The sequence below is a fragment of the Pseudomonas sp. GM21 genome (genome assembly GCF_000282215.1).
GTDB lineage: Bacteria > Pseudomonadota > Gammaproteobacteria > Pseudomonadales > Pseudomonadaceae > Aquipseudomonas.
This window is the reverse complement of record NZ_AKJS01000034.1, coordinates 39,459-66,141: the sequence shown is the minus strand read 5'-3', so window position 1 is coordinate 66,141 and position 26,683 is coordinate 39,459. Positions and strand designations below refer to the sequence as shown.

Here is a 26,683-nt window from a genome sequence, read left to right as displayed (position 1 = left end):
CGTTCCCACGCTCTGCGTGAGAATACCTCAATGGACGCTCCGCGTCCGCTACGGCATGGGACGCAGAGCGTCCCGGGCTGCATTCCCACGCAGAGCGTGGGAATGATCAGTTATTGGAGTCAGGCCAGGTTTTCGTCGGTGGTCGGCACGATCAGGATGCCGGCACGCAAGCCGTTCTTCACCTTGGGGTTCGGGAAGATGATCCGGGCGCCCTCTTCTTCGATAATCCAGCGGGTATTGGCGATGTCTTCCGCCAGCAGGTAACCCACGTCCAGTTCAGAAAAGTTCTCGATGTCCGCCGGAAGGTTCAAGCGGAAGCTGTCGCTGTGCTTGATGATTTCCCGTGCCACGCTGTACAGCTGCAAACCGTCCAGCGCCGATTCGGTCAGTTCCGGTTCGGTACCTTCGATGATCTGTTTCAGGCGGGTTTCCAGCAGGGAAACATTGACCCCGACGTTTTGCCCGAACGGCCGCGCCTTGCCCAGTTCGAGGGTGAAGGCCTCGGCGCCCAGCTTGTCGTAGGTGTAGGAACTGAAGACGATGGATGGTTTGTTCTGCAACAGCACCGCCTCCATGCCGGCAGCACGCAGGCGCGCCAGCTCCTTACGCGAATGCTGGCGATCTTCCTTCCAGGGGTACAAGGCGAACTGCTCGATTTTCGAGCCGCGAATCGCGGTATGCAGGTCATAGTGCAGACGCTGGCGATCCGGCAGGCTGAAGAAAACCGCCGCCAGCCGCTCCAGTTCACAAGCGCGCAAGGCTTCTGAGCCGCTGCTCTGTTCGTGACGGCCATTGAACAGCCGATTGACGTCCTGTTCGATGTAGCGCTCGCCTTTACGGATCGCGTCAGGGTTACCGAACAGAAACAGAATTCGTGCACGTGGCTTCAAGTCGCCACGAGCGATGTCATGCAACAGGCGATCAAGCAGCTCGATCGGCGCTGTTTCGTTGCCATGGATACCGGCCGACAACAGCAGGTCCAGGCCATTATCGCGAGCCTCAGGTGGCCGGACTTCCAGCGCACCTTCGCTCAACCAGCGCATCCGCACGCCTTCGACAGTCAGTTGAGTCTTCTCCGCCGGTTCGCGGCCGGCGAGGGTCAGTTCAAGCAGTTTGCCGAGGGCGAGCATAGAGCGGTTTCCTTAGTGGTCGTGTGCGCAATCCGGGCCATGCACGTGGTCTTCGTCACCGATTTCAGCCGGTTCCATTTCCAGTTGCAGACTTACCAGATTAGTCGCCAATGGACGCAGCAGCAGGTTTGCGTATTCCGCGTCGCCTTCTTCAACGTCCACACCGATCAGCAGTTGGCCACGGCCATCGTGCTGGATCCACAGCTCTTTGCCTTGCCACATGACCGCGACGCGGGTGCAGGAAGTTTCCAGTTGCGTGCCGTCGGTGTCTTCAAGGATCAGCTGCAGGGTATCGCTCATGGTTTTACGCTCTCGTTTGAGACTTTCAATTGATCTGGAATGGATAAACCGCGCCCAGTTTAAGGATTTGCGTCAGTTCATCCAGTGCCGTCCGGCACTCAAGCAGCAATTGCGGGTCCGCAAGATCGTTTTCGGTCATGCGGTCGCGGTAGTGCTTGTCGACCCATTCGGTCAACGTGCCGTACAACGGGGCCGTCATGATAACCCCTGGGTTGACCGCCGCCAGTTCGGTTTCATTCAGTGCGACGCGCAGTCGCAGGCAAGCCGGGCCACCGCCGTTCTGCATGCTTTGCTTCAGATCGAAAACCTTCACTTCGCGGATCAGGCCGCCGGAGCTGGTCAAACCTTGCAGGTATTGCCAGACACGCTCGTTGCCACGGCACTCTTCCGGCACGATCAACAGCATCGAGCCGTCAGGACGCGACAGCAGTTGGCTATTGAACAAGTAGGAACGAACGGCGTCTTCGACGGTGACTGCGGAACGCGGTACGCAGACTGACTGAAACTTCCCGCCGACTTTGGCGAGTTTGCTTTGCAGTTCGGCGAGCATCTGTTCGGTGTCGAGGAAGGCGTCCTCGTGATAGAACAACACCTCACCGTTACCCACGGCGATCACATCGTTGTGGAATACGCCCTGATCGATCACCGATGGGTTCTGCTGCGCGTAGACCACGCCGTCTTCGCTCAGGCCGTGCAAGCGGACAACGGCCTGGGACGCTTCCAGTGTCTGGCGCGCCGGGTATTTCTGTGGTGCCGGGTAGCGAGTATCAAAGGCACTGCGACCGAATACGAAGAACTCGACGCCCGCTTCACCGTATTCACGGCAGAAACGGGTGTGGTTGGCGGCGCCTTCGTCACCGAACTGCGCCACGGCCGGCAAGGCAGCGTGGTGAGCAAAGTGTTGCTGATCGGCGAACATGGCGCCCAGCACGCGGCTGGTGGTCGGGTGTTCAATGCTGCGGTGGTATTTGCAATTGAGGTTGGCAGCGGTGAAATGCACGCGGCCATCCGCGGTGTCGGCACTCGGGCTGACCGTGGCGGCGTTGGCCACCCACATGCTCGACGCCGAGCAACTGGCGACCAGCAACGGCATCGCTTCTTTGGCGGCGCGCTCGATCACTTGAGCATCGGTACCGCTGAAACCCAAACGGCGCAGTGCAGCCACGTCCGGGCGTTCTTGTGGTGCCAGAACGCCTTGTTGAAAGCCCATTTCCATCAGCGCTTTCATTTTCGCCAGACCTTGCAGCGCAGCTTCCTTCGGGTTCGAGGACTGCTGGCTGTTGCTCTGGGATGCGACGTTGCCGTAGGACAAACCGCCGTAGTTATGGGTCGGCCCCACTAGACCGTCAAAATTGACTTCATAGGATTTCATCAGCGAGGCTCCACGAAAATCTGTTGTTATAGGCATCAGTAAAATGACTGCAATGCGATCTATGTAGCAGCTGCCGAAGGCTGCGTTCGGCTGCGTAGCAGTCGTTAATCGGTACACCCTGTTTCCAGATCAGAATCATGGATACCGCTATCGCGACTGCTTCGCAGCCGAACGCCGCCTTCGGCAGCTGCTACATAAGCCCTACGAAAGCTTCACGCCTGGGGTCAGAGCGGCAGGCAACACCAGGCTCGGGGTTTCCAGCGAGGCCACCGGGTACGCGCAGTAATCTGCTGCGTAGTAGGCGCTGGCGCGATGGTTGCCCGAGGCGCCGACACCGCCGAATGGCGCGCTGCTCGCAGCACCGGTCAGTTGCTTGTTCCAGTTGACGATACCCGCACGGCTTTCCAGCCAGAACTGCTGATAACGCGCTTCGGAATCCGACAGCAGACCGGCCGCCAGACCATAGTCGGTGTCGTTGGCTTCGACGATTGCCGCTTCAAAATCAGCGTAACGGATCACTTGCAGCAACGGCCCGAACAGCTCTTCGTCTGGACGATCAGCGACAGCCGTCACATCGACGATACCCGGGGTCAGCAACGCAGCCTGAGCCTGAGGCTGGGTCATTTCCAGCAAGGCCACTGCGCCATTGGCCAGCAAGTGTTCTTGCGCATCCATCAACGCTTTCGCTGCGCCCAGAGAGATGACCGAGCCCATAAACGGTGCCGGTTGCTGATCAAATGCACCGACTTCAATCGTCGCGCAGACCGCCACCAGACGCGCCAGCAGCGTGTCGCCCCAGGCGCCCTGCGGCACCAGCAAACGACGTGCACAGGTGCAACGTTGACCGGCAGAAATGAACGCCGACTGGATGATGGTGTACACGGCGGCATTGAGGTCCGCCACTTCGTCGACCACCAGCGGGTTGTTGCCGCCCATCTCCAGCGCAAGGATCTTGTCTGGACGACCGGCAAATTGCTGATGCAAGTGATTACCCGTGCGACTGGAACCGGTGAAGAACAAACCGTCGATGCCCGGGTTCGCTGCCAGGGCGATACCGGTTTCGCGAGCACCTTGCAGCAGGTTCAATACGCCCGCCGGCAGACCGGCTTCGATCCAGCATTTAACCGTCAACTCGGCGACTTTCGGGGTCAGCTCGCTCGGTTTGAACAACACGCTGTTACCGGCCAGCAGCGCCGGCACGATGTGACCGTTCGGCAAGTGGCCAGGGAAGTTGTAAGGGCCGAACACCGCCACCACACCATGCGGCTTGTGGCGCAGCACCGCCGTGGCGTCGCCCAGCGGGCCGCTCTTCTCGCCGGTACGTTCGCGGTAGCTCTGCACCGAAATCGCGATCTTGTTGACCATGCTGGTCACTTCAGTCGCCGATTCCCACAGCGGTTTGCCGGTTTCCTCTCCGATACAGTGCGCCAGTTCGTCAGCCTTGCTTTTCAGCGCAGCGGCAAAGGCCTCAAGCACGGCAATGCGCTCGTCCAGCGTACGCCGGGCCCAGCCCGGGAACGCCTGACGCGCGGCTTGCACGGCGGATTCAACCTGAGCAACCGTGGCGCCTTCGCCGGACCACAACACTTGCTGGGTTACCGGGTTCAGCGACTGGAAGGTTTCGCCCTGGCCGGCCAGCCATTCACCTGCGATGTATAGCGAATTCATTATTTCGACTCCCTAGCTGCAGACAACGCAACGGCGCGCACTTGATCGCCAGCGTTGAGTTGAAGGCGTTTGGCGGTCAGCGGATCAACCACCAGCGTGCCGGCGGCGAGGCGTGCTGGCGCGGCAGTGATCCGGCAGTCTTCGCGCTTGCGGTTGTGAATCAGGAAAGGCGTCGCGTCATCACCTGGCGTGCCGATGGCCAACACCAGCGCCTCGCTGTCACGTACCGCGCGGATCTTGCCGGTTTCGCACTCAACGGCTGGGCCGGCGTCGAAAATATCGACGTAGCCCTGGTAGCTGAAACCTTCGCTCTTAAGCATGGCCAGCGCCGGTTCGGTGTCCGGGTGAACCTGGCCGATGACGTTGCGCGCGTCTGGCGACAGGAAGCAGGTGTACAGCGGAAACTTCGGCATCAGCTCGGCGATGAACGCCTTGTTGCCCACACCGGTCAGGTAGTCGGCCTGACTGAATTCCATTTTGAAGAAGTGACGGCCCAGGCTTTCCCAAAATGGCGAGCGCCCGGCTTCGTCGGACACACCGCGCATCTCGGCGATGATCTTGTTGCCGAACAGTTGCGGGAACTCGGCGATGAATAGCATCCGCGCCTTGGCCAGCATGCGGCCATTGAGGCCGATGCGGTAATCGGCGTGCAGGAACAATGAGCACAACTCCGAGTTACCGGTCAGGTCATTGGCCAGGAACAGCGTCGGGATCTCGCGGTAGATGTTCAGCTCTTGCGAGGCGCTGACCGTCAGACCAACCCGGAAGTTGTACCAAGGCTCGCGCAGGCCGACCGCGCCGGCGATGGCGGAAATGCCCACCACACGACCGTTGTCGTCTTCGAGCACGAACAGGTAGTCCGCATCAGCGCGCCCGGCTTCGCCGCGAAAGGTCTTTTCGGCCCAGCCGACCCGATGGGCCAGACGTTCTTCGTTGGCCGGCAAAGTGGTCAGGCCGGTGCCGGTGCTGCGGGCCAGGTCGATCAGAGCGGGTAAGTCGCTGCTGCGTACGGGACGAACGATCATGCTATCTCCTCAAACGGGTCGCTTGCGCCACCCGTGAAATTTCGCTGCTTTCCAGGCATTTCTTTCTGGAAATCCAAGCCGGCGTTAAACCGCCACCAGGCGCACGCTGGCACCCTCACCGACGCCCAAGGCTTCGGCCGCTTCCAGATCCAGGGTCACGGGTTTGCCTGGCGCGTAATCGAGCTCAAGCAACACGGCGCGGTAATCCTGCAACTGGGCATTGGCCACCAGGTACTGACGACCGGCACCTTTGACCGGCTCACCGATTTTCACCGGCACGACGCGGCTCTGGGCGATCGAACGGATTCCCGTCACACGTGCGTGCAAGGTCGGGCCGCCGTCGAAAATGTCGATGTAGTGATCGGTTTCAAAACCTTCGCGCATCAGGATGTCGAAGGTGATCTGCGCCCGTGGATGCACCTGGCCCATCGCCTCTTGAGCGGAGTCCGGCAGCAGCGGCACATAGATCGGGTAATGCGGCATCAGTTCGGCCAGGAACGTGCGGCTTTTCAGACCGCACAAACGTTCGGCTTCAGCGTAGTTGAGGTCGAAAAAGTTGCGGCCGATGGCATCCCAGAATGGCGAGTCACCGTTTTCATCGCTGTAGCCAACGATTTCGGTCACCACGGAATCGGCAAAGCGTTCCGGATGGCTCGCCACGAACAGCAAGCGACCACGAGAGTTGAGCTCGGCCCAAGGCGACCCCACCAGCTCGCGCTGTACGTAGAAACTGGTCAGCAAGCTGTTGCCGGTCAGGTCGTGGCACTGGGAGAGCACGTGAATCTTGTTATGAATCTTCAGCTCGCGGGAGGCGTGCACGAAGGTTTCATTACGGAAGCTGTAGAACGGCTCGGAATAGCCTGCCGAGGCAACGATGGCCGAACAACCGGCCAGCTTGCCGGTGGCAGTGTCTTCTAGGACGAAGAAATAGCTCTCTTCGCCGTTAAAGCTGACTTCGGCAGAGAACGAGGCCTCGCTTGCGGCGATTTTGTCGCTCAGGCGTTCAACGTCATCCGGCAAGGAAGTGACACCAATCGGGCTATCCGCAGCCAGACGCTGTACCTCGCCCAGATCAGCCATTTGCGCGGGGCGCATCACCAGCATGGTGTCACTCCTTAATCTCAGAACTTACAAAAGAAAAAATCCCGGGCCATCCCTGAAACAACTCAGAGTCAACTGTGGGAGCTAGCCTGCTAGCGATAGCGTCCTGCCAGGCAACAATGATGTTGGCTGTCAGGCCCTCATCGCCAGCAGGCTGGCTCCCACAGTTTGATCCGGCCCGGCATAAAAATTGGGTTCGACGCCTGAACAATCAGGCGCCGAAGGGTCTATCAGGCTTGCGTCAACTTCGCCACGGCACGTTCGAAGCGGTCCAGACCGGCATCGATGTCCGCATCTTCAACCACCAGGCTAGGCGCAAAACGCACCACGTCCGGGCCTGCTTGCAGAATCATCAGGCCTTCACGTTCGGCGGCGTTGAAGATGTCCTTGGCTTTGCCTTTCCAGGCATCGCTCAGCACGCAACCGATCAGCAGGCCCAGGCCACGGACTTCAGTGAAGAGACCGTATTTCTCGCCGATCTGCTCAAGGCGCGCCTTGAATTTGTCGTGCTTGGCATTGACGCCAGCCAGCACTTCAGGGGTATTGATCACGTCGATCACGGCTTCAGCGACAGCGCACGCCAGCGGGTTACCGCCGTATGTAGTGCCATGAGTGCCGACAACCAGGTGTTTGGCCAAGTCTTCGGTGGTCAGCATGGCTGCGATCGGGAAACCGCCGCCCAAGCTCTTGGCACTGGTCAGGATGTCCGGGATAACGCCGTAATGCTGGTAGGCGAACAGCTTGCCGCTGCGGCCCATACCGGTTTGCACTTCGTCGAATACCAGCAGTGCATTATGCTCGGAGCACAGATCACGAGCGCCTTGCAGGTAAGCCAGTTCAGCCGGCAATACACCGCCCTCGCCCTGTATCGGTTCCAGAACCACAGCGCAGGTCTTGTCGGAAATGGCCGCTTTCAGCGCAGCCAGATCGTTGTACGGCACGTGGGTGATACCGGTGATTTTCGGACCGAAACCATCGGAGTACTTCGACTGGCCACCGACGTTGACGGTGAACAGGGTACGGCCGTGGAAGCTATTCAGCGCGGCGATGATTTCGTACTTCTCGCTGCCGTAACGATCGAAGGCGACGCGACGGGCCAGCTTGAATGCGGCCTCGTTGGCTTCGGCGCCGGAGTTACAGAAGAACACACGCTCGGCAAACGTGGCGTCAATCAGCTTATGGGCCAGGCGCAGGGCCGGCTCATTGGTGAACACGTTGGACACGTGCCACAGCTTGTTCGCCTGCTCGGTCAAGGCACCGACCAGCGCCGGGTGTGCGTGGCCCAATACGTTAACGGCTATCCCGCCGGCGAAGTCGATCAGCTCGCGGCCAGACTGGTCCCAAACGCGGGAACCGGCACCGCGCACAGGGATGAAAGCGGCAGGCGCGTAGTTGGGAACCATTACCTGGTCGAAATCGGCGCGTTGTACCGCAGCGTGCTCAACGGACATCGGAGTCTCCTGAAGAGAAAACACTCGCCTGAAACTGGCGAGCGATGGGGGGATTGTAAGGACAGTTTTCAGCCCGGCCTTGCCGCCAAGCGACAACTTCTTATAGCGCAAACCCCGGTTTCACCCGGGTTTACGGCAATGCGACATATAGCGTCGCAAAGGCGCAGTTTAAACCGCCGGCACAGGTTATAGGCAGGCTTGTCGACCGGTGCGGTAAATATGTACCGCACGCACTGCATCCTCGTCTGTTTTGCTGGGGCTCAAACCAAACGCTAAGGGAATAGCGCATGAATCAAGACGATATTGAACTCGGCAGCCAACCGGACACCCATTTTCATCACCTCTACCGAAACCTGCCCGCGTGGGTATTGGAATCCTCAGTCGAAACGCGCAACGCCCTGAAGAACGCCAGCCTTGAAGTGCCCCAGTGGCACCGCACGGCGGACCGACTGCAACATCAGGTGCTGAAAACCTCAAGCCAGACTCACCTGGCCCAGCGAAACCGGTTGGGCTCGATGTTGGCAAAACTGCAAAACGCCCGGGATTTTGCCGAGTCGATTCTGGGGCCGGCCCTGAAAGCCCGGTTCGACCTGGACGTAGACGTCAAAACCACCTTCCTGCGCCTGTACATCCCCCAAGCCACGCCCTTCTTCGCGATCAAGACCGGCGCCGCCCGCACATGGACGGTATCGCTGCTAGACGCAGCGTTGCACAACTTTCAGGCGTCAGAGACCGAGGCTGATGCCTATGAGCCGGCTTCGACGTTTATCACCAAACCGTCGCCTACAGGGCAGTTCGAAACCCTGCCGCTGGTTTCCCGAAAAATCACGATTCCAGGCTTTACCCGGTTGTGCCGGGAGCTGGACATCGGCGGCCAGTACAACGCCTACCTAAAAGAAAACCTGGGGTTGACCAACCCGGTGATCGGGGCCGTCTTGAAACCGAATGTCATGAGCGCGAACAAAGCGGCACTGCGCTCTGCGTTGCACCTGGCCCATGCACGCAGTGATATTGATAGCGACGCCTTCAACGCGATCTACCGCGTACTGGAAGGACGCGCGAGCCTGCTTTGGGACGGTCACCCCCTGCATTGTCATGACCTGACGATGATGTCTTCATCGCTGACCGGCATTGTCATTTTTGGTGCCAAATCGAGCCGGGCAACCAAGGCTACCCGCATCATTGCCTACATTCCGGATGACCCGCAGCATCCGCTCAAGCTGTACGCCGACACCGTGGCGTTCATGACCGAACTGACCCGCAAGCTGCGTTCGCCCGCTTATCAAACCTTCTTCAGCCGCTTCGTCGATCACGCGGAACGAGGGCATTTTTTTGCCGACCTTAACAGTCGCTTGCGAATGGTGACATGGCATCAACACACTCACGGCGATCCACTGCCAAGCTGGCGCGAAACGCCCATCGACAAGCCTAACCTGCAATTTTCGATGACGCCGTTCAGAGCGGGCCTGTGGAATCACCTGTACCAACGACAACTGAACAAAATCATCAACGACGCGAGCACAATCGCCGTCTCCACCGCTCGTGTCGATCAAACTGCGCGATGGGCGCTGTGGGACGCGTTCAGCAAAATCGCCTCCACGATCCTTGAAGTAGCGACGTTCGTTGCCCTGCCCTTTGTGCCGTTTCTGGGCGAGTTGATGCTGGCCTATATGGCCTACCAGCTTCTCGACGAGACCTTTGAAGGGATCATTGACTGGGCGCAAGGGCTGAAAAAACAAGCGTTCGAGCACTTGATCGGCATCGTCGAAACGGCGGTGCAAGTGGGAACCTTCGCGGTGGGCGGCGCCATCGCCGCCGGCACCTTCAGTCGCCTCCTATCCCGCGAAACGGCGGCACTTATCGCGCCGCTAAAACCCGTACCCACACCAGAGGGCAAAACCAGATACTGGAAGCCGGATCTGGCGCCGTACGAACAAACCATCGAACTGCCGGCAGAGAAAAACCCCGATCTCCTGGGCCTGTACCGCCACGAGGGCAAAACGCTTCTGCCTCTTGAAGGAAAACTGTACGCCGTACGGCCAACTCGCGATGCCCTTCAGTTTCAGATTGAACACCCAAGCAACAATGACAGCTATAAGCCGTCATTGCGGCACAACGGTCATGGCGCCTGGCAAACAGAACTGGAGCAACCCCTGCATTGGAACCGGGAAACCGTCCTGCGGCGTCTAGGGCACAGTGTCGAATCGTTTTCCAGCGCCGAGCGTGAACAGATTCTGCGAATCAGCGGTTATCACGACAACGTGCTGCGAGAAACCCATGTCGAAAACCATCGCCCGCCATCGCTGCTGACCGACACGATCAAGCGATTCAGGATCGACCGGGATATTCAGACGTTTATCGAACAGATTGGCAGCGACCAGCCTGAGCAATACAGCAAGGCTGATCCGCTCATGCAGCATCAGTTGCTGACCCGGTTCGACTCATGGCCTGTCGATACCCTCCTGCCCGAACCGGGAGCCCAGACACATACCTTGCGAAAGCAAACCGCGGATATCGCCCGAAACTACCGCAAGTCGCTGTTCGAGCTTCGTTATCGCGAACAGGAAACGACCGAAGACCTGCCCACCCAACGACTGCTCGCCGACTTTGAGGGGCTACCGACCGATATTGCTCATGAGCTGGCGAGCAATGCGTCGGGTAACGAACTGAGGCAATTGCACAATGGGACCACACCTCAACGCCTGAAGGACGTAGCAAGAAAAGCCCTGGAGGCTGTGCGCGCATCCCGAGCCTATGAAGGCCTCTTTTCTGATGCCCTGGCGACCGCAGACACCCACACGCTCGCCTTGCACAGCCTGGATTTGCTACCCGGATGGCCTGCCGATGTGCGCATCGAGGTGAGGGACTTCGCCCCTGACGGGACCGTGCGCGACAGCATTGGACCCGTCGACGCATCGATCCGAAAAACGCTGGTGCGCAACGAAAACGGCGTTTACCAAGTGCTTGATGACAGCCAGACGCCGCTGTTCTCTGGCGACTTTTATCAAGCCATCCTTCAGGCACTGCCGGATACCGAGCGCACCACACAGGGCTTCTCCATTGGAGAAGGGCTACTGCTCAAACAGCGCATTTCCACGCAGGCCCTGGACCACCCACAGCTTCGTGCACTCTTTGCGAAAAACCCTCATCGAAAACCCTTCTATGATCCAACGACCATGCGCCTGCCCGGAGGTACGGAAGGTTACCCGCACATTGGTCCCGCAACGCCAACGCTCAACGAAAGGGTGCGCGAGGTTTACCCAAGCATCTCCGAGGACGAAATCCAGTCCATGGTCCTCATGCTGCAGCGTCATCCCAGTGGCGCCCGTGTAGAACTATCACGGCTGGCAAACGAGCTGGCCCGTCTGCACCAGGATCTGGGGCGCTGGATCAACGACGCCCCGACCGCCCACCCGCAAACCCGACTTGCACTGAGCGATCTGGACCGCGAGGTCGCGCGTCGCAATCGCACCCAGCTAGCCCAGGAAATCCAGCGCAGCTGGCGCCGCCAGTCCGAACGGGATTTCGACGCGCCAGATGGCAGCGAGCAGTATGTGCTGAGGTTTGCAGAACCGATCCTGGGCGACATGCCGACACTCACCGCCGACTTCAGCCATGTGTCGCTGCTATCTCTGGAAGGTAATCATACTGCGCAGGGTGTGTCGGAGTTCCTGAACCGATTTAGTGGGCTTCGCCGCCTGGAGCTGCGCCGTTTCGCCTTGACCACCCTCCCCGAGGCCATCACCCGAATGCCGAACCTCGATGCGCTGGTGTTAAGTAATTGCGGTATCAGGATGAACACTGCCACGTGGTCAAAACTGACTGCATTGAACAAATTGGTCATGCTGGACCTGTACAAAAACCCGTTCGAAATCGTACCTCGCATCGACTCGATGAACGAACTTGTTCACCTTGATCTAAGCGATACCAACTTGACCGCCATCCCGGTCGGAGCCCTGCAGCATCCAAAACTCGATACCCTCCTGCTGATGAACAACAAGATCAGTGAGTTGCCTGTCGAGTTGTTCGAGAGTTCGCTGTACGAAAAACGCGGTGTGCACCTTACGCACAACCCGATTTCCAACCGCTCACGGGAACTTGTCAAACAACATCATTTCGACAGCGCTTACGACATGGGGGTCTACGCACCCGAGGCGGATATTGATCGCGTCAGGACGCTGTACCCTGGTATGGAAGTCGAGCAAGCGAGTGAATTTGTCTACGAGTTGCCGGGCACACTGGAGGATGGTCGGGCAGACCTGTCGCGCCTGGAAGAGGAGCTGACTCGCTTGAGAACCGATTTGTCTGCCTGGACCGCCGACCTTCCCGCCCAGCATCCTTTAACAGGCGAACCGTTCAGCCCCCTGCAACTGATTGCCGAGCAAGCCAACCGCGACGAGTTCAAGCAACTGGTGGAGAAGTGCTGGCAGCGTGAAGCCGCACTGGATGATTTCGGCGACAGCCTGGAACCCACTTACGAGTTGAGCATTCGCCCGATCATCATCGGAGAACTGCCCACCCTGAGTGCAGACTTCAGTCATGTGTCCGCGCTGGAGTTGCTGAGTGAGGATGGCTTGACACGTGCCGGCCGATTCCTGGAGGCCTTCCCGAACCTCAAAAGCCTGAGGTTGCGCAACTGCACGCTAGGTGACATTCCCGATGCCGTGTTCAACATGGGAAAACTCAGGTCACTGTCGCTTCCCAACTGTCGTGTCAGCCTGTCAGCAGAGTCGGCAAACGCACTGGCCGGAATGGACCAGCTCGATTATCTCGACCTGGGCTATAACCCACTGACACAACCACCTGATCTTTCGCAAATGCCGGGGTTGGCGACCGTCCTGCTCAACAACGCCGGCATCACCGAAATACCCAAAGGCTTGCTTAACCTGGAGGAACTGGACTGGGCGGATTTGAGCTCGAATGCGATCACCACAGTACCCAGCGACTTGATGGAACTGCCAGTGGAAACTGCGGAAAACATTACGTTGAGAGGCAACCCGTTGTCAGAGGAAAGCCTGTTACGGCTAATCAATTATTACGAACGCACGGGAGCAGATTTCGGCTTGGACGAAGTCATCAATCGAGGGGAAATGGAAATTTCCACCTCTGAAGGTTCCGAGATCGACGAGTAACTCAACCGCGCTCGGATGGCACCGACGACAACTCGAACGGGCTGCTGCTGCGCCGCTGGTTGCGATCCTCCCGCGGCGTGGCACCGAAGAAGTTGCGGTAGGCGCTGGAGAAATGCGGCCCCGAAGAGAAGCCACACGACAGGCCGATCTGGATGATCGACTTGCTGGTTTGCATCAACATCTGCCGCGCCTTATTCAAGCGCAGCTCAAGGTAATACTGGCTCGGCACACGGTTGAGGTATTGCTTGAAGATGCGCTCCAGCTGTCGACGGGATACGCACACATGCTGGGCGATTTCGTCGGTGGTCAGCGGCTCTTCGATGTTGGCTTCCATCAGCAACACCGCTTGCGTGAGCTTGGGATGGCTGGAACCGAGACGGTTTTGCAGCGGAATGCGTTGGCGCTCGCCGCCTTCGCGGATGCGCTCGACGACCAACTCTTCGGACACGGCGCCGGCCAGTTCGGCGCCGTGATCACGGGCCAATACTGCCAACAGCAAGTCGAGTACCGACAGGCCGCCGCACGCCGTCAGGCGATCGCGATCCCAATCGAATAGATGGCTGGTGGCGATGACTTTCGGGAAGCGTTCGGCGAAATCGTCCTGCCAGCGCCAATGCACGGCAGCGCGATAGCCGTCGAGCAAACCCAATTGCGCCAATGGGTAGACACCGGCCGACAAACCGCCAATCACGCAACCGGCCCGCACCAATTGTTTCAACGCACTGCTGAGCGCCGGCGCGAGTGTGGTCGGTGGCTCATCGGCGAGCAGAAACAGCTTCTGGAAATTTTCGAGCTTGCCGGCCCACGGTTCACCCGGCAATTGCCAGGCGCCTTCGGTCGGCGGTTCGGCCTGCAAAAACGACAGTTCGTAAACCACGTCCGGATGCACACGCTGGGCAACACGCAAGGCCTCCTCAGCCAGCGCAAGCGTCAGTGCTTTAGTGCTGGGCCAAATCAGGAAACCAATTCGATGGGCAGTCATGGCGGGCAATCCGAAACGAAAATCAGTAATGAAGGCACGGACCAATGCTAGCCCGTAAATGAACGCAAATCTCAAAACCTGCAGCGATCTAAATGTGGGAGCGAGCCTGCTCGCGAAAGCGGTGAATCAGTCGACATCTACGTTGAATGTCACACCGCATTCGCGAGCAGGCTCGCTCCCACAGGGGATCGGGGCCAGCCTCTAAATTGCGAAGCATGCACTATCCCAGTGCGTAACGGGAGCTATTACTTGAGGCTGCCCGAGAGGAATTGTTGCAAACGTTCAGACTGCGGATTAACCAGCACTTCACGCGGGTTGCCACTTTCTTCGACGACACCTTTGTGCAGGAACACCAACTGGTTCGACACTTCACGGGCAAAGCCCATTTCGTGCGTCACCACCACCATGGTCCGGCCTTCCTGGGCCAGGGCCTGCATGACTTTCAGCACGTCGCCGACCAGTTCCGGGTCGAGTGCGGACGTCGGCTCGTCAAACAGCATCACTTCAGGTTCCATCGCCAGCGCACGGGCAATGGCCACTCGCTGCTGTTCGCCGCCGGACATGTGGCCAGGGTAGGCGTCCTTGCGGTGACCCACGCCTACCTTGTTCAGGTAGTGCTCGGCTTTTTCCCGGGCTTCGGCCTTGGACATGCCCAGTACGTGAACCGGCGCTTCCATGATGTTTTCCAGCGCGGTCATGTGCGACCACAGGTTGAAATGCTGGAACACCATCGACAGGCGCGAACGCATGCGTTGCAGCTGTTTCGGGTCGGCCGCCTTCAGAGCGCCGTCCTTGTTGGCGACCAGTTTCAGCTCTTCGTTGTTGAGCAGAATCTTGCCCGCGTGCGGCTGCTCCAGCAGGTTGATGCAGCGCAGGAAGGTACTTTTGCCGGAGCCACTGGAGCCGATGATGCTGATCACATCGCCAGCCGCCGCTTTCAGGGACACGCCCTTGAGCACTTCGTGACTGCCATAGCGTTTATGCAGGTCTTGGACTTCAAGTTTGTACATGCGGTCGGTTCTCACAAAAACAGTCAGTCAGTCGTTGAGCAAGCGCCCGTGACGCAGCGCTTCGCGCCCCGCCACCTTGGCCAGCCAGAAACCGGGTTGGGCATAACGCAGCCGTTCAATGGCAAACAGCACCCCGGACGTACCAGCACACACCGTGCTGACCCGATCCGACAACGGATCGATCACTTCAAAAATCTCGTCACCGGCTTCGATCCACTCACCGGGTTTACGCAGGAAACTCACCACACCCGGGTGCGGTGCAAACAGCAATTCAGTGCCGTCGAACGGCAGGCCTTCGCACGCTTCTTGCGCAGGCTGGGGCCATTCGCCGCTGATCAGTCCTTGCTCGGCGAGGAACGCCAGAATGCCTTCGGCATGAGCCACTGACTCAACACGACCGGTATCGGCCTGACCACCCAGTTCAATGGTAGTCGCCAGACAGGCCAGCGGAATTTGCGCATCGGGGAACAAGCGCGACAGACGCAACCACGGCAGCGAACAGGCCTCGTCGAAGGAACTGCCGCCGGAATCTTCTGCCAGCAAACCGACCCGCACATTCAGGTGCGCGGCCAACGAACGCCACTGCGGCCAGTGCTGCGGCAAGGCATACATGTGCAGCGCCGCTTCAGCATCGCAGTGCAAATCCAGAACGACGTCGGCGGTGCAGGCGTGGCTGAGCAAGATGCGCTGCATGCCTTGCAACTGGCTACTCGCCTCTGGCAATGCGGCCAAATGATCGGCCATTGCCTGACGGATCAGGCGAATATTAGCGTGCGGATCATCACCCAGATGTCCGTCCAGCGCAGCGGCCACTGGCGCGCTCAGCTCAACGAAATCGCGGTTGAAGTTCTTGCCGCTGCCCGCGTCGAACCGCCCCTGATGATTGCCCTGCAACAGCTGACCGAGGCCCAGTGGGTTGGCCACTGGGACCAACTCGATCACGCCATTGAGCAAGCCTTGGGTTTCGAGCTCGGCCAGGCGCTTTTTCAGCTCCCAGGCCGTGCGCATCCCCGGCAGCTCATCGGCGTGCAGGCTGGCCTGGATGTAGGCCTTGCGCTCACCGATGCCGAAACGGAACACCGAAATCTGGCGTTCGCTGCCCAGGTGGCTCCACGGCAATGCATGATCGATGCGTTCCATATCAGTGCTTCCGCGGGGCCAGGTAGCCCAGCCAGCGGCGCTCGGCCATTTTGAACAGCTTCACCAGAATGAAGGTCAGGCACAGATAGAACACGCCCGCCGTGATGTACGCCTCAAACGGCAGGTAGAACTGGGCGTTGACCGTGCGCGCGGCACCGGTGATGTCGATCAGGGTCACGATGGACGCCAGACTGGTGGTCTGCAGCATCATGATCACTTCGTTGCTGTACTGCGGCAGCGCCCGGCGCAGGGCCGATGGCAGCAGGATGCGCTTGTACATTTTGTAGCGCGACATGCCCATCGCCTTGGCGGCTTCGATCTCGCCATTCGGCGTGGCCCGCAGGCTGCCGGCGATGATCTCGGCGGTGTAGGCGCTGGTGTTGATCGCAAAGGCCAGGCACGCACAGAACGTTGCGCTGGACAGCCACGGCCAGAGGAAGCTTTCACGTACCGCTTCGAATTGCGCCAACCCGTAGTAGATCAAAAACAGCTGCACCAGCATCGGCGTGCCGCGGATCACGTAGGTGTAGAGCCAGGCAGTCATGTTGACGGCCGCGTTCTTCGAGACCCGCATCAGGCCCAGCGGCAACGCGCACAGCAGGCCAAAAAACAGCGACAGCGCGAGCAATTTGAGGGTAGTCACCAGGCCACCGAGGTACAGTGGCATGGCCTCCCAGATGACGTTGTAGTCGAAGATCATAGATCGGCCGCCCTTACGCCTACCGAGTAGCGCTTCTCAAGGTGACGCAATGCCAGCAACGAGACACTGGTGATCACCAGGTACATCGCCGCCACCGCGAGGAAGAAGGTGAAAGGCTCGCGGGTGGCATCTGCCGCCTGCTTGGCCTTGAACATCATGTCTTGCAGACCCACCACCGAAATCAACGCGGTGGCCTTGGTCAACACCAGCCAGTTATTGGTAAAGCCCGGAATCGCCAGGCGAATCATCTGAGGCACCAATACCCGGAAGAACACCTGAAAGCTGCTCATGCCGTACGCCATGCCGGCTTCTGCCTGCCCTTTCGGGATTGCCATGAAGGCGCCACGGAAGGTTTCCGACAGGTACGCACCGAAGATGAAACCCAGGGTGCCGATACCGGCGGCCAAGGGGTTCAAGTCGATGTAATCGTCAAAACCGAGCAGCGGTGCAACGCGGTTGAGCAGGTCCTGGCCGCCGTAGAAAATCAGCAGGATCAGCACCAGATCAGGAATACCGCGGATCACCGTGGAGTACAGATCGCCCAGCCAGGCCAGCCAGCGAATCGGCGACAGACGCAGCGCAACGCCGATCAGCCCCAGAACGATGGCCAGGACCATGGACGACAAGGCGAGCTGAAGCGTCAGCCATGCGCCATCGAGGATGACAGCCCCGTAGCCTTTCAACATGATTCAGGTCCTCGAAAGTTGGGATGAAAAAATGGCGCAAACCTCAGAGATCCTGTTGCTTGCGCCATTTCTGACTTGTCGTTGCGACGTATTTACTTGCCGTAAATGTCGAAGTCGAAGTACTTGTCCTGGATTTGCTTGTACTTGCCGTTCTCACGAATGGCGACGATGGCGGCGTTGAGCTTCTCCAGATCAGCCGTGTCACCTTTGCGAACAGCAATACCTACGCCGTCGCCGAAGTATTTGACGTCGGTGAAGGCCGGGCCCGCGAACGCGAAGCCTTTGCCTGCGTCGGTTTTCAAGAAGCCGTCATTCAACAGCGTAGCGTCCGCCACGGTGCCATCGAGGCGGCCAGCGGCCACGTCGAGGTAAATTTCGTTCTGCGAACCGTAAGGCTTGATCTCGGCACCCAGCGGAGCCAGGACTTCGCGGGCAAAACGCTCGTGGATCGAACCACGTTGCACGCCGATGTTCTTGCCCTTCAATTCAGTCAGGCCATCGCTGACTTGGGTGCCAGCCTTCATGACCAGGCGGGCCGGGGTGTTGTAGTACTTGTTGGTGAAGTCGACAGACTTCTTGCGGTCTTCAGTGATCGACATGGACGACAGGATCGCGTCGATCTTGCGCACTTTCAGTGCCGGGATCAGACCGTCGAACTCTTGCTCGACCCACACGCACTTGACCTTCATCTCTTCGCACAGGGCATTGCCGATGTCGTAGTCGAAACCAACGATGCTGCCGTCCGGTGCTTTGGAAGCGAACGGAGGGTAAGCCGCTTCGATGCCAATTTTCAGAGGCTTTTCATCGGCGAAGGTTGGCAGGGACAGCACGGACAGTGCCAGGGCGCCAAGCAGCACGAGTTTCTTCATCTTGGGACTCCATCGGTAAAGGGCAAAAACGGCAGAGTGAGCGATAGCCCAATATGCGAGTGAGTAGAACCAGACAACGATGCTGCGCTGTAGGAATCGCGCGCTTTTTTCAACGCGAGCCACAACGAGCGAGTGATCGGCATTCTAACGACAGGCCCGAAGCCGATATTTCTTCAATGCGACAACTAATTACAGAAGCACCGAGAAAGCCGCCAGAGCGCGTTGACAGCCCTGCAAAATCATGCAGGAGCAAAAGACAGTAAACCGATCTATGTAGCAAATTGCGGGCCTATTATTGGCAAACCCCGCAAATCCGGCAAGCTTGGCGTTGTGTCTTATTTTTCAGGGGGGCTGAAGCGGCCCGGGAATGGGCTTTGACGTTTCCCATCGCCCCGGATTTACGCGGGCGGTTACACATTCAGTTACTTGAAGGGTGATGGGTAACAGTGGGAAAGCACCTACAACTGAAGCCGATAATTATTGGACCTGCGTTGATCGTTCCCACGCTCTGCGTGGGAATGCCGCCTGGGACGCTCTGCGTCCCTTCCGGTGTGTGACGCAGAGCGTCATTGGATGTGTTCCCACGCGGAGCGTGGGAACGATCGGCACAAAAAACCCCACCAGGCTCAACACCTGGCAGGGTTTCGATGACTCAAGAACCGCTACTTAAGCAACATTCATGGTCTTGTGCGTATCAATCAAATGCTGCACCACACCCGGATCGGCCAGGGTGGAGATATCCCCCAACCCATCGTATTCAGCCGTCGCAATCTTGCGCAGAATCCGGCGCATGATCTTGCCCGAACGGGTCTTCGGCAGCCCCGGTGCCCACTGGATCACATCCGGTGAGGCAATCGGACCAATCTCCTTACGCACCCAGTTTTTCAGCTCCAGACGCAGCTGCTCGCTCGGCTCTTCGCCGCCGTTCAGGGTGACGTAGACATAAATGCCCTGCCCCTTGATGTCGTGCGGCACACCGACCACCGCCGCTTCGGCGACTTTCGGGTGAGCGACCATCGCGCTTTCAATTTCGGCAGTGCCCATACGGTGGCCGGACACGTTGAGCACGTCATCCACGCGACCGGTGATCCAGTAGTAGCCATCCGCATCACGACGCGCACCGTCACCGGTGAAATACATGCCGCGGAACGTCTTGAAGTAGGTATCAACGAAACGGTCATGGTCACCGTACAGCGTGCGCGCCTGACCTGGCCACGAATCGAGAATCACCAGGTTGCCCTCGGCAACGCCTTCGATGATGTTGCCCAGGTTGTCCACCAGCGCCGGCACCACACCGAAGAACGGACGTGCCGCCGAACCCGGCTTGAGGCCGTGGGCACCCGGCAAAGGGCTCATCAAGGTTGCGCCGGTTTCGGTCTGCCACCAGGTATCGACAATCGGGCAACGGGACTGGCCGACGTTCTTGTAGTACCAATCCCACGCTTCCGGGTTGATCGGCTCGCCGACCGAGCCCAGCAGACGCAGGCTGCTGCCATCCGCGCCTTCAACGGCAGCGGTGCCCGACGCCATCATCGCGCGGATCGCGGTCGGCGCGGTGTAGAGGATGTTGACCTTGTGCTTGTCGACGATCTTCGCCACCCGGGTGATGTCCGGATAGTTCGGCACGCCTTCGAACAGCAGCGTGGTCGCGCCATTGGCCAGCGGGCCGTAGACGATGTAAGTGTGGCCGGTGACCCAACCAACGTCAGCGGTGCACCAGTAGACTTCGCCCGGACGGTAGTCGAACACACGCTCGTGGGTCATCGCCGCATACAGCAGGTAACCGCCGGTGGTGTGCTGCACGCCCTTGGGCTTGCCGGTCGAACCGGAGGTGTAAAGGATGAACAGCGCTTCTTCGGCGCCCATCTCTTTCGGCGCGCAGACAGTGCCGGCCACTTTCATCAGGTCTTCGTACCAGATGTCGCGATGCTGGTTCCACTTGATGTCGCCACCGGTGCGCTGGCACACGATGACTTTCTGAATGCTGCTGGTTTCCGGGTTGGTCAGTGCGTCGTCGACGTTGGCCTTGAGCGGGATCTTCTTGCCGGCACGAATACCTTCGTCCGCCGTGATCACCACTTTGGATTTGCAGTCGATGATGCGACCGGCCAGGGCTTCCGGCGAGAAACCACCGAACACTACCGAGTGAATCGCGCCGATCCGGGTGCACGCCAGCATGGCGACCACGGCTTCGGGGATCATCGGCATATAGATAGTCACCACGTCGCCGCGGTGCACATCCTGGCCGCGCAAGGCGTTGGCGAACTTGCAGACTTGTTCGTGCAGCTCGCGGTAGGTGATGTTGCGGCTTTCGGAAGGGTCATCCCCTTCCCAAATGATCGCGACTTGATCGCCGCGCTCGGCCAGATGACGGTCGAGGCAGTTGTAGGAAACGTTCAAGGTGCCGTCGGCGAACCACTTGATGTCGACATGGTGATCGTCGAAGGAGGTCTGCTTTACCGTGGTGAAAGGCTTGATCCAGTCGAGGCGCTTGGCTTGCTCGCGCCAGAAGCCGTCCGGGTTGACGACCGACTGCTGGTACATGGCCTTGTAGGTCGCCTCGTCTGTCAGCGTGTTAGCCAGGACCTCGGGACGAACGGGATACAGGGAAGCCGCACTCATCTTTCTTACCTCGGTGGAATAGTTGTTTTTGTATGACACCTTTTTAGCCGTGCCAGCCCCATAGAACCATTCGACGATGGTAGTAACAAGCCCCTACAAAATGTCGTGAAATGCCCATAAACCCCTAATCCAGGCAATTTCATAACCCAGCCATAACGCAACCTGTAGCAGCTGGCGAAGCCTGCGTCCGACTGCGCAGCAGTTGTAAACCCAACTAAACGCGGTCTGGCTGATACACCGCAACTGCTGATTTTACGACTGCTGCGCAGTCGGACGCAGCCTTCGCCAGCTGCTACAGGTTGTGCGTCGCCTTGAATAAATGCCGCTCTCTCGGGGATTGTTACGAAATCTGTCAAAAGTGTTTATCAAAACCACGCCTATATGAATAAAACCCCCACGCCTAAAATCTGCCCCGCCAACCAGGCAATCTGATTAACCAAGTTGCAGCCCCCACGAAGGCCGTTAATCAAACACCCCGACATCCAAGCTCCACACGCAACCCCACAAAGGTTGCGTGACCCCATTCGACCTCTAAAAGGTAAATCCGAAATGAAAGCTTTATTAGTTCTGGCCCTCAGCAGTCTGTGCGCAACCGCCATGGCAGACGAGGTCCCGACTGATGTCGCACAGCAACAACCGGCCATTGAGCAATACACTTACGCCACCCACTTGGACATCGCCAAGGTTGTTTCCATGAGCGAAGTACCGAATGTGTGTGAAGTTGTCCCGATGAAAATGGAATACGAAGACTCCAAGGGCCAACGCCATATTCTGAGCTACAGCGTGATGGGTAATGGCTGTTCTAATGGCTGATCTGGACTGCACCGAATCGGGCTATTTCAGCTGATGGCTGAAGGTCGATTCCAGCCCGGCTCCGGTCGGGCTCAGTTGTGTTTGCAGACGGCGAAAACCGCCACGAAACACAACATGTAGTGAAAAACGGCGTTTTTGGCTATTTTTTGAGCAGAAATGTTTCAGCGTCAAAAATTACGAAAAAAAATCTACACCGTCCAAAGCCCTGTATTCCCTCGGTTTGCCCGAAAAACCCGCCCTTCCGGCCATTCCATGAGCCGATTCGCCGCACCACGCCGGTGAAAATTTCCCTATAATGCCGCCTTAACGGGCCTGCAATATCCCCTTACAGGGATGAAACGCCAGTCTGGAGCCCCGCAGTAGCGTTTAACGCTGGTTGCGCCCATCAGTGGCTCTCGCAACCCCGTACAAAATTCTGTTTTATTGCCTGCCTTGGCTGCAAAAAACGATTCCTTAAGATCCAACGCGGTCAGACCGACCGTGTGAACAACCATCACACGGGCATCTGGCCCTCACGCAGGAGACGACACGTCATGCTGAGCTGGGACGAATTCGACAAAGAAGACAGCGGCGAAGCCGTGGTAAAAGGCGCTAACGCCGGCCACGCGACCGAAGCCAACATGGACCGACTCGACACCGCTGGTGGTGTCGCCGCTCAAGAAGCTCGCGCCGTAACCGCGAACGACTCTGCCGCAATCGCCCGTGCCAAAGCTGCCCTGGACACCCTCGACGTTGCCGAAGGCCTCGCCGAACTCGAAGGCGCCTCCGCCCGCGTCGCTGTCGACGAAAAGCGCATGATCAACTGCCGCGCCGACCTCAACCAACTCGTACCGTTCAAGTACGACTGGGCCTGGCAGAAGTATCTGGACGGTTGCGCAAACCACTGGATGCCGCAAGAAGTCAACATGACCGCCGACATCGCCCTCTGGAAAGACCCGGAAGGCCTGACCGACGACGAGCGCCGCATCGTCATGCGCAACCTCGGCTTCTTCTCCACCGCCGACTCCCTGGTTGCCAACAACCTGGTCCTGGCCGTGTACCGCCTGATCACCAACCCGGAATGCCGCCAGTACATCCTGCGCCAGGCGTTCGAAGAGGCGATCCACACCCACGCCTACCAGTACTGCATCGAATCGCTGGCCATGGATGAAGGCGAGATCTTCAACATGTACCACGAGATCCCATCGGTCGCGAAAAAAGCCACCTGGGGCCTCAAATACACCCGTTCGATCTCCGATCCGAAGTTCGAAACCGGCACCGTCGAAACCGACAAAGAACTGCTGCGCAACCTGATCGCCTACTACTGCGTTCTGGAAGGCATCTTCTTCTACTGCGGCTTCACCCAGATCCTCTCCATGGGCCGCCGCAACAAAATGACCGGCGTCGCCGAGCAGTTCCAGTACATCCTGCGCGACGAATCCATGCACCTGAACTTCGGCATCGACGTGATCAACCAGATCAAAATCGAAAACCCGCACTTGTGGGATGCCGAGATGAAGGAAGAGGCTTCGCAGATGATTCTGCAGGGCACTCAGCTGGAAATCGAATACGCACGTGACACCATGCCTCGCGGGGTTTTGGGGATGAATGCGGCGATGATGGAGGACTATCTGAAGTTCATCGCTAACCGTCGTTTGAGCCAGATTGGTTTGAAGGAAGAGTATCCAGGGACGACTAACCCGTTCCCTTGGATGAGCGAGATTATGGACTTGAAGAAAGAGAAGAATTTCTTTGAGACGCGGGTTATTGAGTATCAGACTGGTGGGGCGTTGAGCTGGGATTAAGCCCAAAACTTTAGACCACCTATAAAATTTAAAAAACCTCGCAGTATGCGAGGTTTTTTTTAACAAAAAGAACAGAAAATGAGCGTAGTTTTTCAACATCTTCTGAAATTTTTTCAGTCTTAAATTGAAACGATGCTTGTCAGATCAAACGTCACCAACCATCGGGGACTCAGTTCCTCGATGGTTTCCACTTCGGCGTTTCCCCTCCATCCGGCGACCCTACGCCCATCCAGAAAGCAGCTTAGCTTCTCCCCTCATCTGTATTACCAACAGCCATATACACAGAAGATATTTAAGCCACAACATTTTGATCCCTTAACGGAAATGACGGCAACATCGAGGTTGTCGGTGTAAGCCTCTCGGATACTTGAACTGCCTTCCTCTTCCCACCTTTTGCAAAACCCGCTGCGCGTGTCTCTATTCGCTTTCGCTCTGCATTCAGCCCTCATTGCCGGTATCATTTTATTGACCGCTGTCGCCGGCTAACCGTCAAAAGTTCAGTCAATAGGATGACTAAGGCCCAACGGGCTATCTGACCTTTTGGGAAGGGATAAACGCTATCTATCTATAATGGGTCGTTTGCGCCCCATAGCGACAGGCAGAAGTCGCCAATAAGGAGTCGTCTGGCTCGAACCTAATGCTCTACGTTGAAAGGTCTGCTACTGATCGCGCGTAGGCCGCCGTTGCAATTTTCAATCAGCGCCAACACATCTGATGGTATAAAGCAGTGACTGGCTGGCTGTGTCAGCCCGTTTCCGGAATGGTTTCCGCCGGCGTGGCGCCATGCTTTCTGTGGTTCAACGGCGACACGCCTGCCCGTTGTTTGAATGCCTGTCTGAATACCCGATCCGATTGAAAACCGAGCATCTGCGCGATGACAGGGATCGGGTGCCTAGTCGCTGATAGCAGCTCTGAAGCCAGTTGCACCCGCCATGAAATGAGATATTCAATCGGCGGCTGACCCACCAAGTGCGTGAAGCGCGCTGCAAACGCTGAGCGCGACATACCTGCCGTCGATGCCAATACCGGCACGGTCCAAGGGCTGGCGGGTTTGGCATGCATCGCCTCCAAAGCCTTCGCCACTTTTTCGTCTCCAAGCCCACGTAACCAACCGATTGGGTGGTGTGGTTCGGACTGTATGAAGGCTCGCAACAGGCTGACAAAGGTCATCTCCGCAAGCAGTTTGGCTACGGCGAAGTAACCGGGCTTGGTTTCTTCGCGCTCAGCCTGTAGCAGCGCCACTGCGGACTCGACACCCGGAAACACGCCATTATCGACGCTTCTCAGCACAATGAACTCTGGCAAAACATCCAGCAGAAGATTCCGCCCCCGTCCCTGGAACGTGAATGCCAGGCCCAGCAGTTGCGTTTCCTCGCCACCGGCTCCCCACTCCACCCGTACGGGCGCGGACGGCCGATGTTCGGTGTCCAGGCCTTCGAACGTTGGTTGTTGCCATACCTCAGACAAAGAGGCCAATGCCGAGTCTGGAGCCGACGCCAACGCACATACGCCCCCACGGGGAGCCAGCAATGTATCGCCGCGCGACAGTTTTTGCGGAGGATGTCCTGGCGCGTAAAACCAGCAATAGCCCTCAATCAAGGTCATGCAGAACCCAGGGCTGAAGTCTCTGATATCCACGCCCCAAGGAGCCGACAGTCGCCATTCAGAGATGACAGTCGACTCGACTTTTAGCGAAAGTAGTACATTGCTGAGCAGATCCATCGTATGCCCGATTCAGGATGATAAATCCGAAATACTGGGCCAAATGTCGAATTCGTTCAACGTTCACCTCACTGCTTACGCCTGAAGATGATGGGTATGGGCTCAAAGTAAATGTCCACGGATTGCGCGCTTACAGGAGCGACTTTTAGCTCTGTAAGCGCTTAGTTGGCGAACTCGCCGAGACGAGAGCCCGCCGAGTAAGCGATTTGGAATCCTCTAGTCGCTTGCAACCGCTTGTACCAATCCGACACTTTTGGCAGGTCACTCCATAGCGAACTCATTCCCAAGTCTTCGAGCCGCACAATACTCGGCATGACTGCTATATCCGCAAGCGTCAACCGGTCGTTGGCGAGCCAAACGGTTCGCGCCAGAGCATGCTCCATGCGATTTAACGTTTGATTGATACGCTCCATTGCCCCATCAAGCTTCTGCTTGGCGAAACCTTCAGCGCCAACCTCCAATGCAAAATATTTACGCAGCGGTAGACGACTCGCAAATTGCTGGCGCTGGTCGTCACTCATTGCCCTCAAGGCGCCGCCAAAAAAATTTTGAAAGGAGGGATAACGAATAGAAGGCGTCATGACTTCGTCGAGGTATTGAACCCATGCGCGCATATGCGCTCGTTCAACCGGATGTTCAGGTACGAAACGGGGCAGGGGGAAAACCTCATCGAGGTATTCATTTATTACGCTCGAATCAGTGATTACCGCGTCATCGTGAACAAGAGAAGGGACAAGACCGTTGGGGTTTATCGCTAAATATTCCGGGGAAATATGTTCGCCTAGCTCCAGGCGAAGTCGCTTATCTACATAAGTCACGCCCTTCTCACCTAAGACAAAGCGTACCCGCTGACTGCAGGTGGAAAAACCAACATTATAGAGCTCTATTTCGCTCATCTTCTTATTTTCCTTATATCTACGGAACACATGGCAGCGACAACCTAAGGCAGTCTGATCAAAAGACTATAAAGTCTGTGTCACTTTTACCAATGGCTAACAACGATGGGTGCTATCAGGGCGAGCGATAGCATCCTCCGTTACCTGCCACGCATTAATTACGCAAGGTTAGCTTGCCCAATAATCGAGCCCCCTACTCGAGCTAATTTCGCAATAGCTGATAAGCACGCCTTATCGATGCCATTTTACCGATAAAACCGATTATCCACCGAATCGATAC

At 57.9% G+C, this 26,683-nt stretch carries 19 protein-coding genes; 3 read left to right on the top strand and 16 right to left on the bottom strand.

Going from position 1 to position 26,683, the window contains the following annotated elements:
• Nucleotides 1-119: 119 nt before the first annotated feature.
• The 7 genes from astE to PMI22_RS22560 all read right to left on the bottom strand — a co-directional run bounded on the left by astE (nt 120) and on the right by PMI22_RS22560 (nt 8,047).
• Entirely contained in the window at nt 120-1,130 is a 1,011-nt protein-coding gene (gene astE, locus PMI22_RS22530; RefSeq protein WP_007943896.1) for a succinylglutamate desuccinylase, read from the bottom strand.
• Between the two features lie 12 nt (nt 1,131-1,142).
• Entirely contained in the window at nt 1,143-1,430 is a 288-nt protein-coding gene (locus tag PMI22_RS22535) for a hypothetical protein (protein ID WP_007943895.1), read from the bottom strand.
• 25 nt (nt 1,431-1,455) lie between these two features.
• Nucleotides 1,456-2,802: an N-succinylarginine dihydrolase gene (gene astB, locus PMI22_RS22540; protein WP_007943894.1), complete on the bottom strand. Its 1,347-nt coding sequence runs from the start codon at nt 2,800-2,802 to the stop codon at nt 1,456-1,458.
• A gap of 201 nt (nt 2,803-3,003) precedes the next feature.
• On the bottom strand, nt 3,004-4,473 hold the full coding sequence (gene astD, locus PMI22_RS22545) for a succinylglutamate-semialdehyde dehydrogenase (protein WP_162830873.1): 1,470 nt from the start codon (nt 4,471-4,473) through the stop codon (nt 3,004-3,006).
• Nucleotides 4,470-5,495 (bottom strand): arginine N-succinyltransferase, encoded by a 1,026-nt coding sequence (gene astA, locus PMI22_RS22550; protein ID WP_007943892.1) that lies wholly within the window; start codon nt 5,493-5,495, stop codon nt 4,470-4,472. The genes astD and astA overlap by 4 nt, the downstream gene beginning before the upstream one ends.
• Nucleotides 5,496-5,579: 84 nt before the next feature.
• Entirely contained in the window at nt 5,580-6,599 is a 1,020-nt protein-coding gene (aruF, locus tag PMI22_RS22555) for an arginine/ornithine succinyltransferase subunit alpha (RefSeq protein WP_007943891.1), read from the bottom strand.
• Nucleotides 6,600-6,826: 227 nt separating this feature from the next.
• Complete coding sequence (locus tag PMI22_RS22560; protein WP_007943890.1) at nt 6,827-8,047, bottom strand: aspartate aminotransferase family protein; 1,221 nt, start codon at nt 8,045-8,047, stop codon at nt 6,827-6,829.
• Nucleotides 8,048-8,334: 287 nt separating this feature from the next.
• Between PMI22_RS22560 and PMI22_RS22565 the strand changes: the two genes are divergently transcribed.
• Nucleotides 8,335-13,179, top strand: a complete 4,845-nt coding sequence (locus PMI22_RS22565) for a dermonecrotic toxin domain-containing protein (RefSeq protein ID WP_007943888.1) — start codon at nt 8,335-8,337, stop codon at nt 13,177-13,179.
• Nucleotide 13,180: 1 nt separating this feature from the next.
• Here the strand turns inward: PMI22_RS22565 and argR are convergent, their stop codons facing one another.
• The 7 genes from argR to acs all read right to left on the bottom strand — a co-directional run bounded on the left by argR (nt 13,181) and on the right by acs (nt 21,188).
• Nucleotides 13,181-14,161, bottom strand: coding sequence for a transcriptional regulator ArgR (gene argR / locus PMI22_RS22570; protein WP_007943887.1), 981 nt, complete (start codon nt 14,159-14,161; stop codon nt 13,181-13,183).
• A gap of 245 nt (nt 14,162-14,406) precedes the next feature.
• Complete coding sequence (locus PMI22_RS22575) at nt 14,407-15,171, bottom strand: ABC transporter ATP-binding protein (RefSeq protein ID WP_007943885.1); 765 nt, start codon at nt 15,169-15,171, stop codon at nt 14,407-14,409.
• A gap of 27 nt (nt 15,172-15,198) precedes the next feature.
• The gene (locus PMI22_RS22580) at nt 15,199-16,311 is read right to left on the bottom strand and encodes a M14 family metallopeptidase (RefSeq protein ID WP_007943883.1); all 1,113 of its coding nucleotides are present in this window, start codon (nt 16,309-16,311) and stop codon (nt 15,199-15,201) included.
• Nucleotide 16,312: 1 nt separating this feature from the next.
• Nucleotides 16,313-17,011: an ABC transporter permease gene (locus PMI22_RS22585; protein WP_007943882.1), complete on the bottom strand. Its 699-nt coding sequence runs from the start codon at nt 17,009-17,011 to the stop codon at nt 16,313-16,315.
• Nucleotides 17,008-17,697 carry an ABC transporter permease gene (locus PMI22_RS22590; protein ID WP_007943881.1) on the bottom strand — a complete coding sequence of 230 codons (690 nt, stop codon included), beginning with the start codon at nt 17,695-17,697 and terminating at the stop codon, nt 17,008-17,010. The genes PMI22_RS22585 and PMI22_RS22590 overlap by 4 nt, the downstream gene beginning before the upstream one ends.
• Nucleotides 17,698-17,789: 92 nt before the next feature.
• Nucleotides 17,790-18,566, bottom strand: coding sequence for an ABC transporter substrate-binding protein (locus PMI22_RS22595; RefSeq protein ID WP_007943880.1), 777 nt, complete (start codon nt 18,564-18,566; stop codon nt 17,790-17,792).
• Nucleotides 18,567-19,232: 666 nt separating this feature from the next.
• Complete coding sequence (gene acs, locus PMI22_RS22600; RefSeq protein ID WP_007943879.1) at nt 19,233-21,188, bottom strand: acetate--CoA ligase; 1,956 nt, start codon at nt 21,186-21,188, stop codon at nt 19,233-19,235.
• 549 nt (nt 21,189-21,737) lie between these two features.
• Between acs and PMI22_RS22605 the strand changes: the two genes are divergently transcribed.
• Nucleotides 21,738-22,001: a DUF2790 domain-containing protein gene (locus PMI22_RS22605; protein ID WP_007943878.1), complete on the top strand. Its 264-nt coding sequence runs from the start codon at nt 21,738-21,740 to the stop codon at nt 21,999-22,001.
• A 533-nt stretch (nt 22,002-22,534) separates the two neighbouring features.
• Nucleotides 22,535-23,785 (top strand): ribonucleotide-diphosphate reductase subunit beta, encoded by a 1,251-nt coding sequence (locus PMI22_RS22610; protein ID WP_007943877.1) that lies wholly within the window; start codon nt 22,535-22,537, stop codon nt 23,783-23,785.
• Between the two features lie 744 nt (nt 23,786-24,529).
• Here PMI22_RS22610 and PMI22_RS29920 read toward each other — a convergent pair.
• Both PMI22_RS29920 and PMI22_RS22615 read right to left on the bottom strand, forming a co-directional pair.
• Nucleotides 24,530-25,507, bottom strand: coding sequence for an AraC family transcriptional regulator (locus PMI22_RS29920; protein WP_007943876.1), 978 nt, complete (start codon nt 25,505-25,507; stop codon nt 24,530-24,532).
• A gap of 161 nt (nt 25,508-25,668) precedes the next feature.
• On the bottom strand, nt 25,669-26,403 hold the full coding sequence (locus PMI22_RS22615; RefSeq protein WP_007943874.1) for a glutathione S-transferase family protein: 735 nt from the start codon (nt 26,401-26,403) through the stop codon (nt 25,669-25,671).
• Between the last annotated feature and the right edge of the window lie 280 nt (nt 26,404-26,683).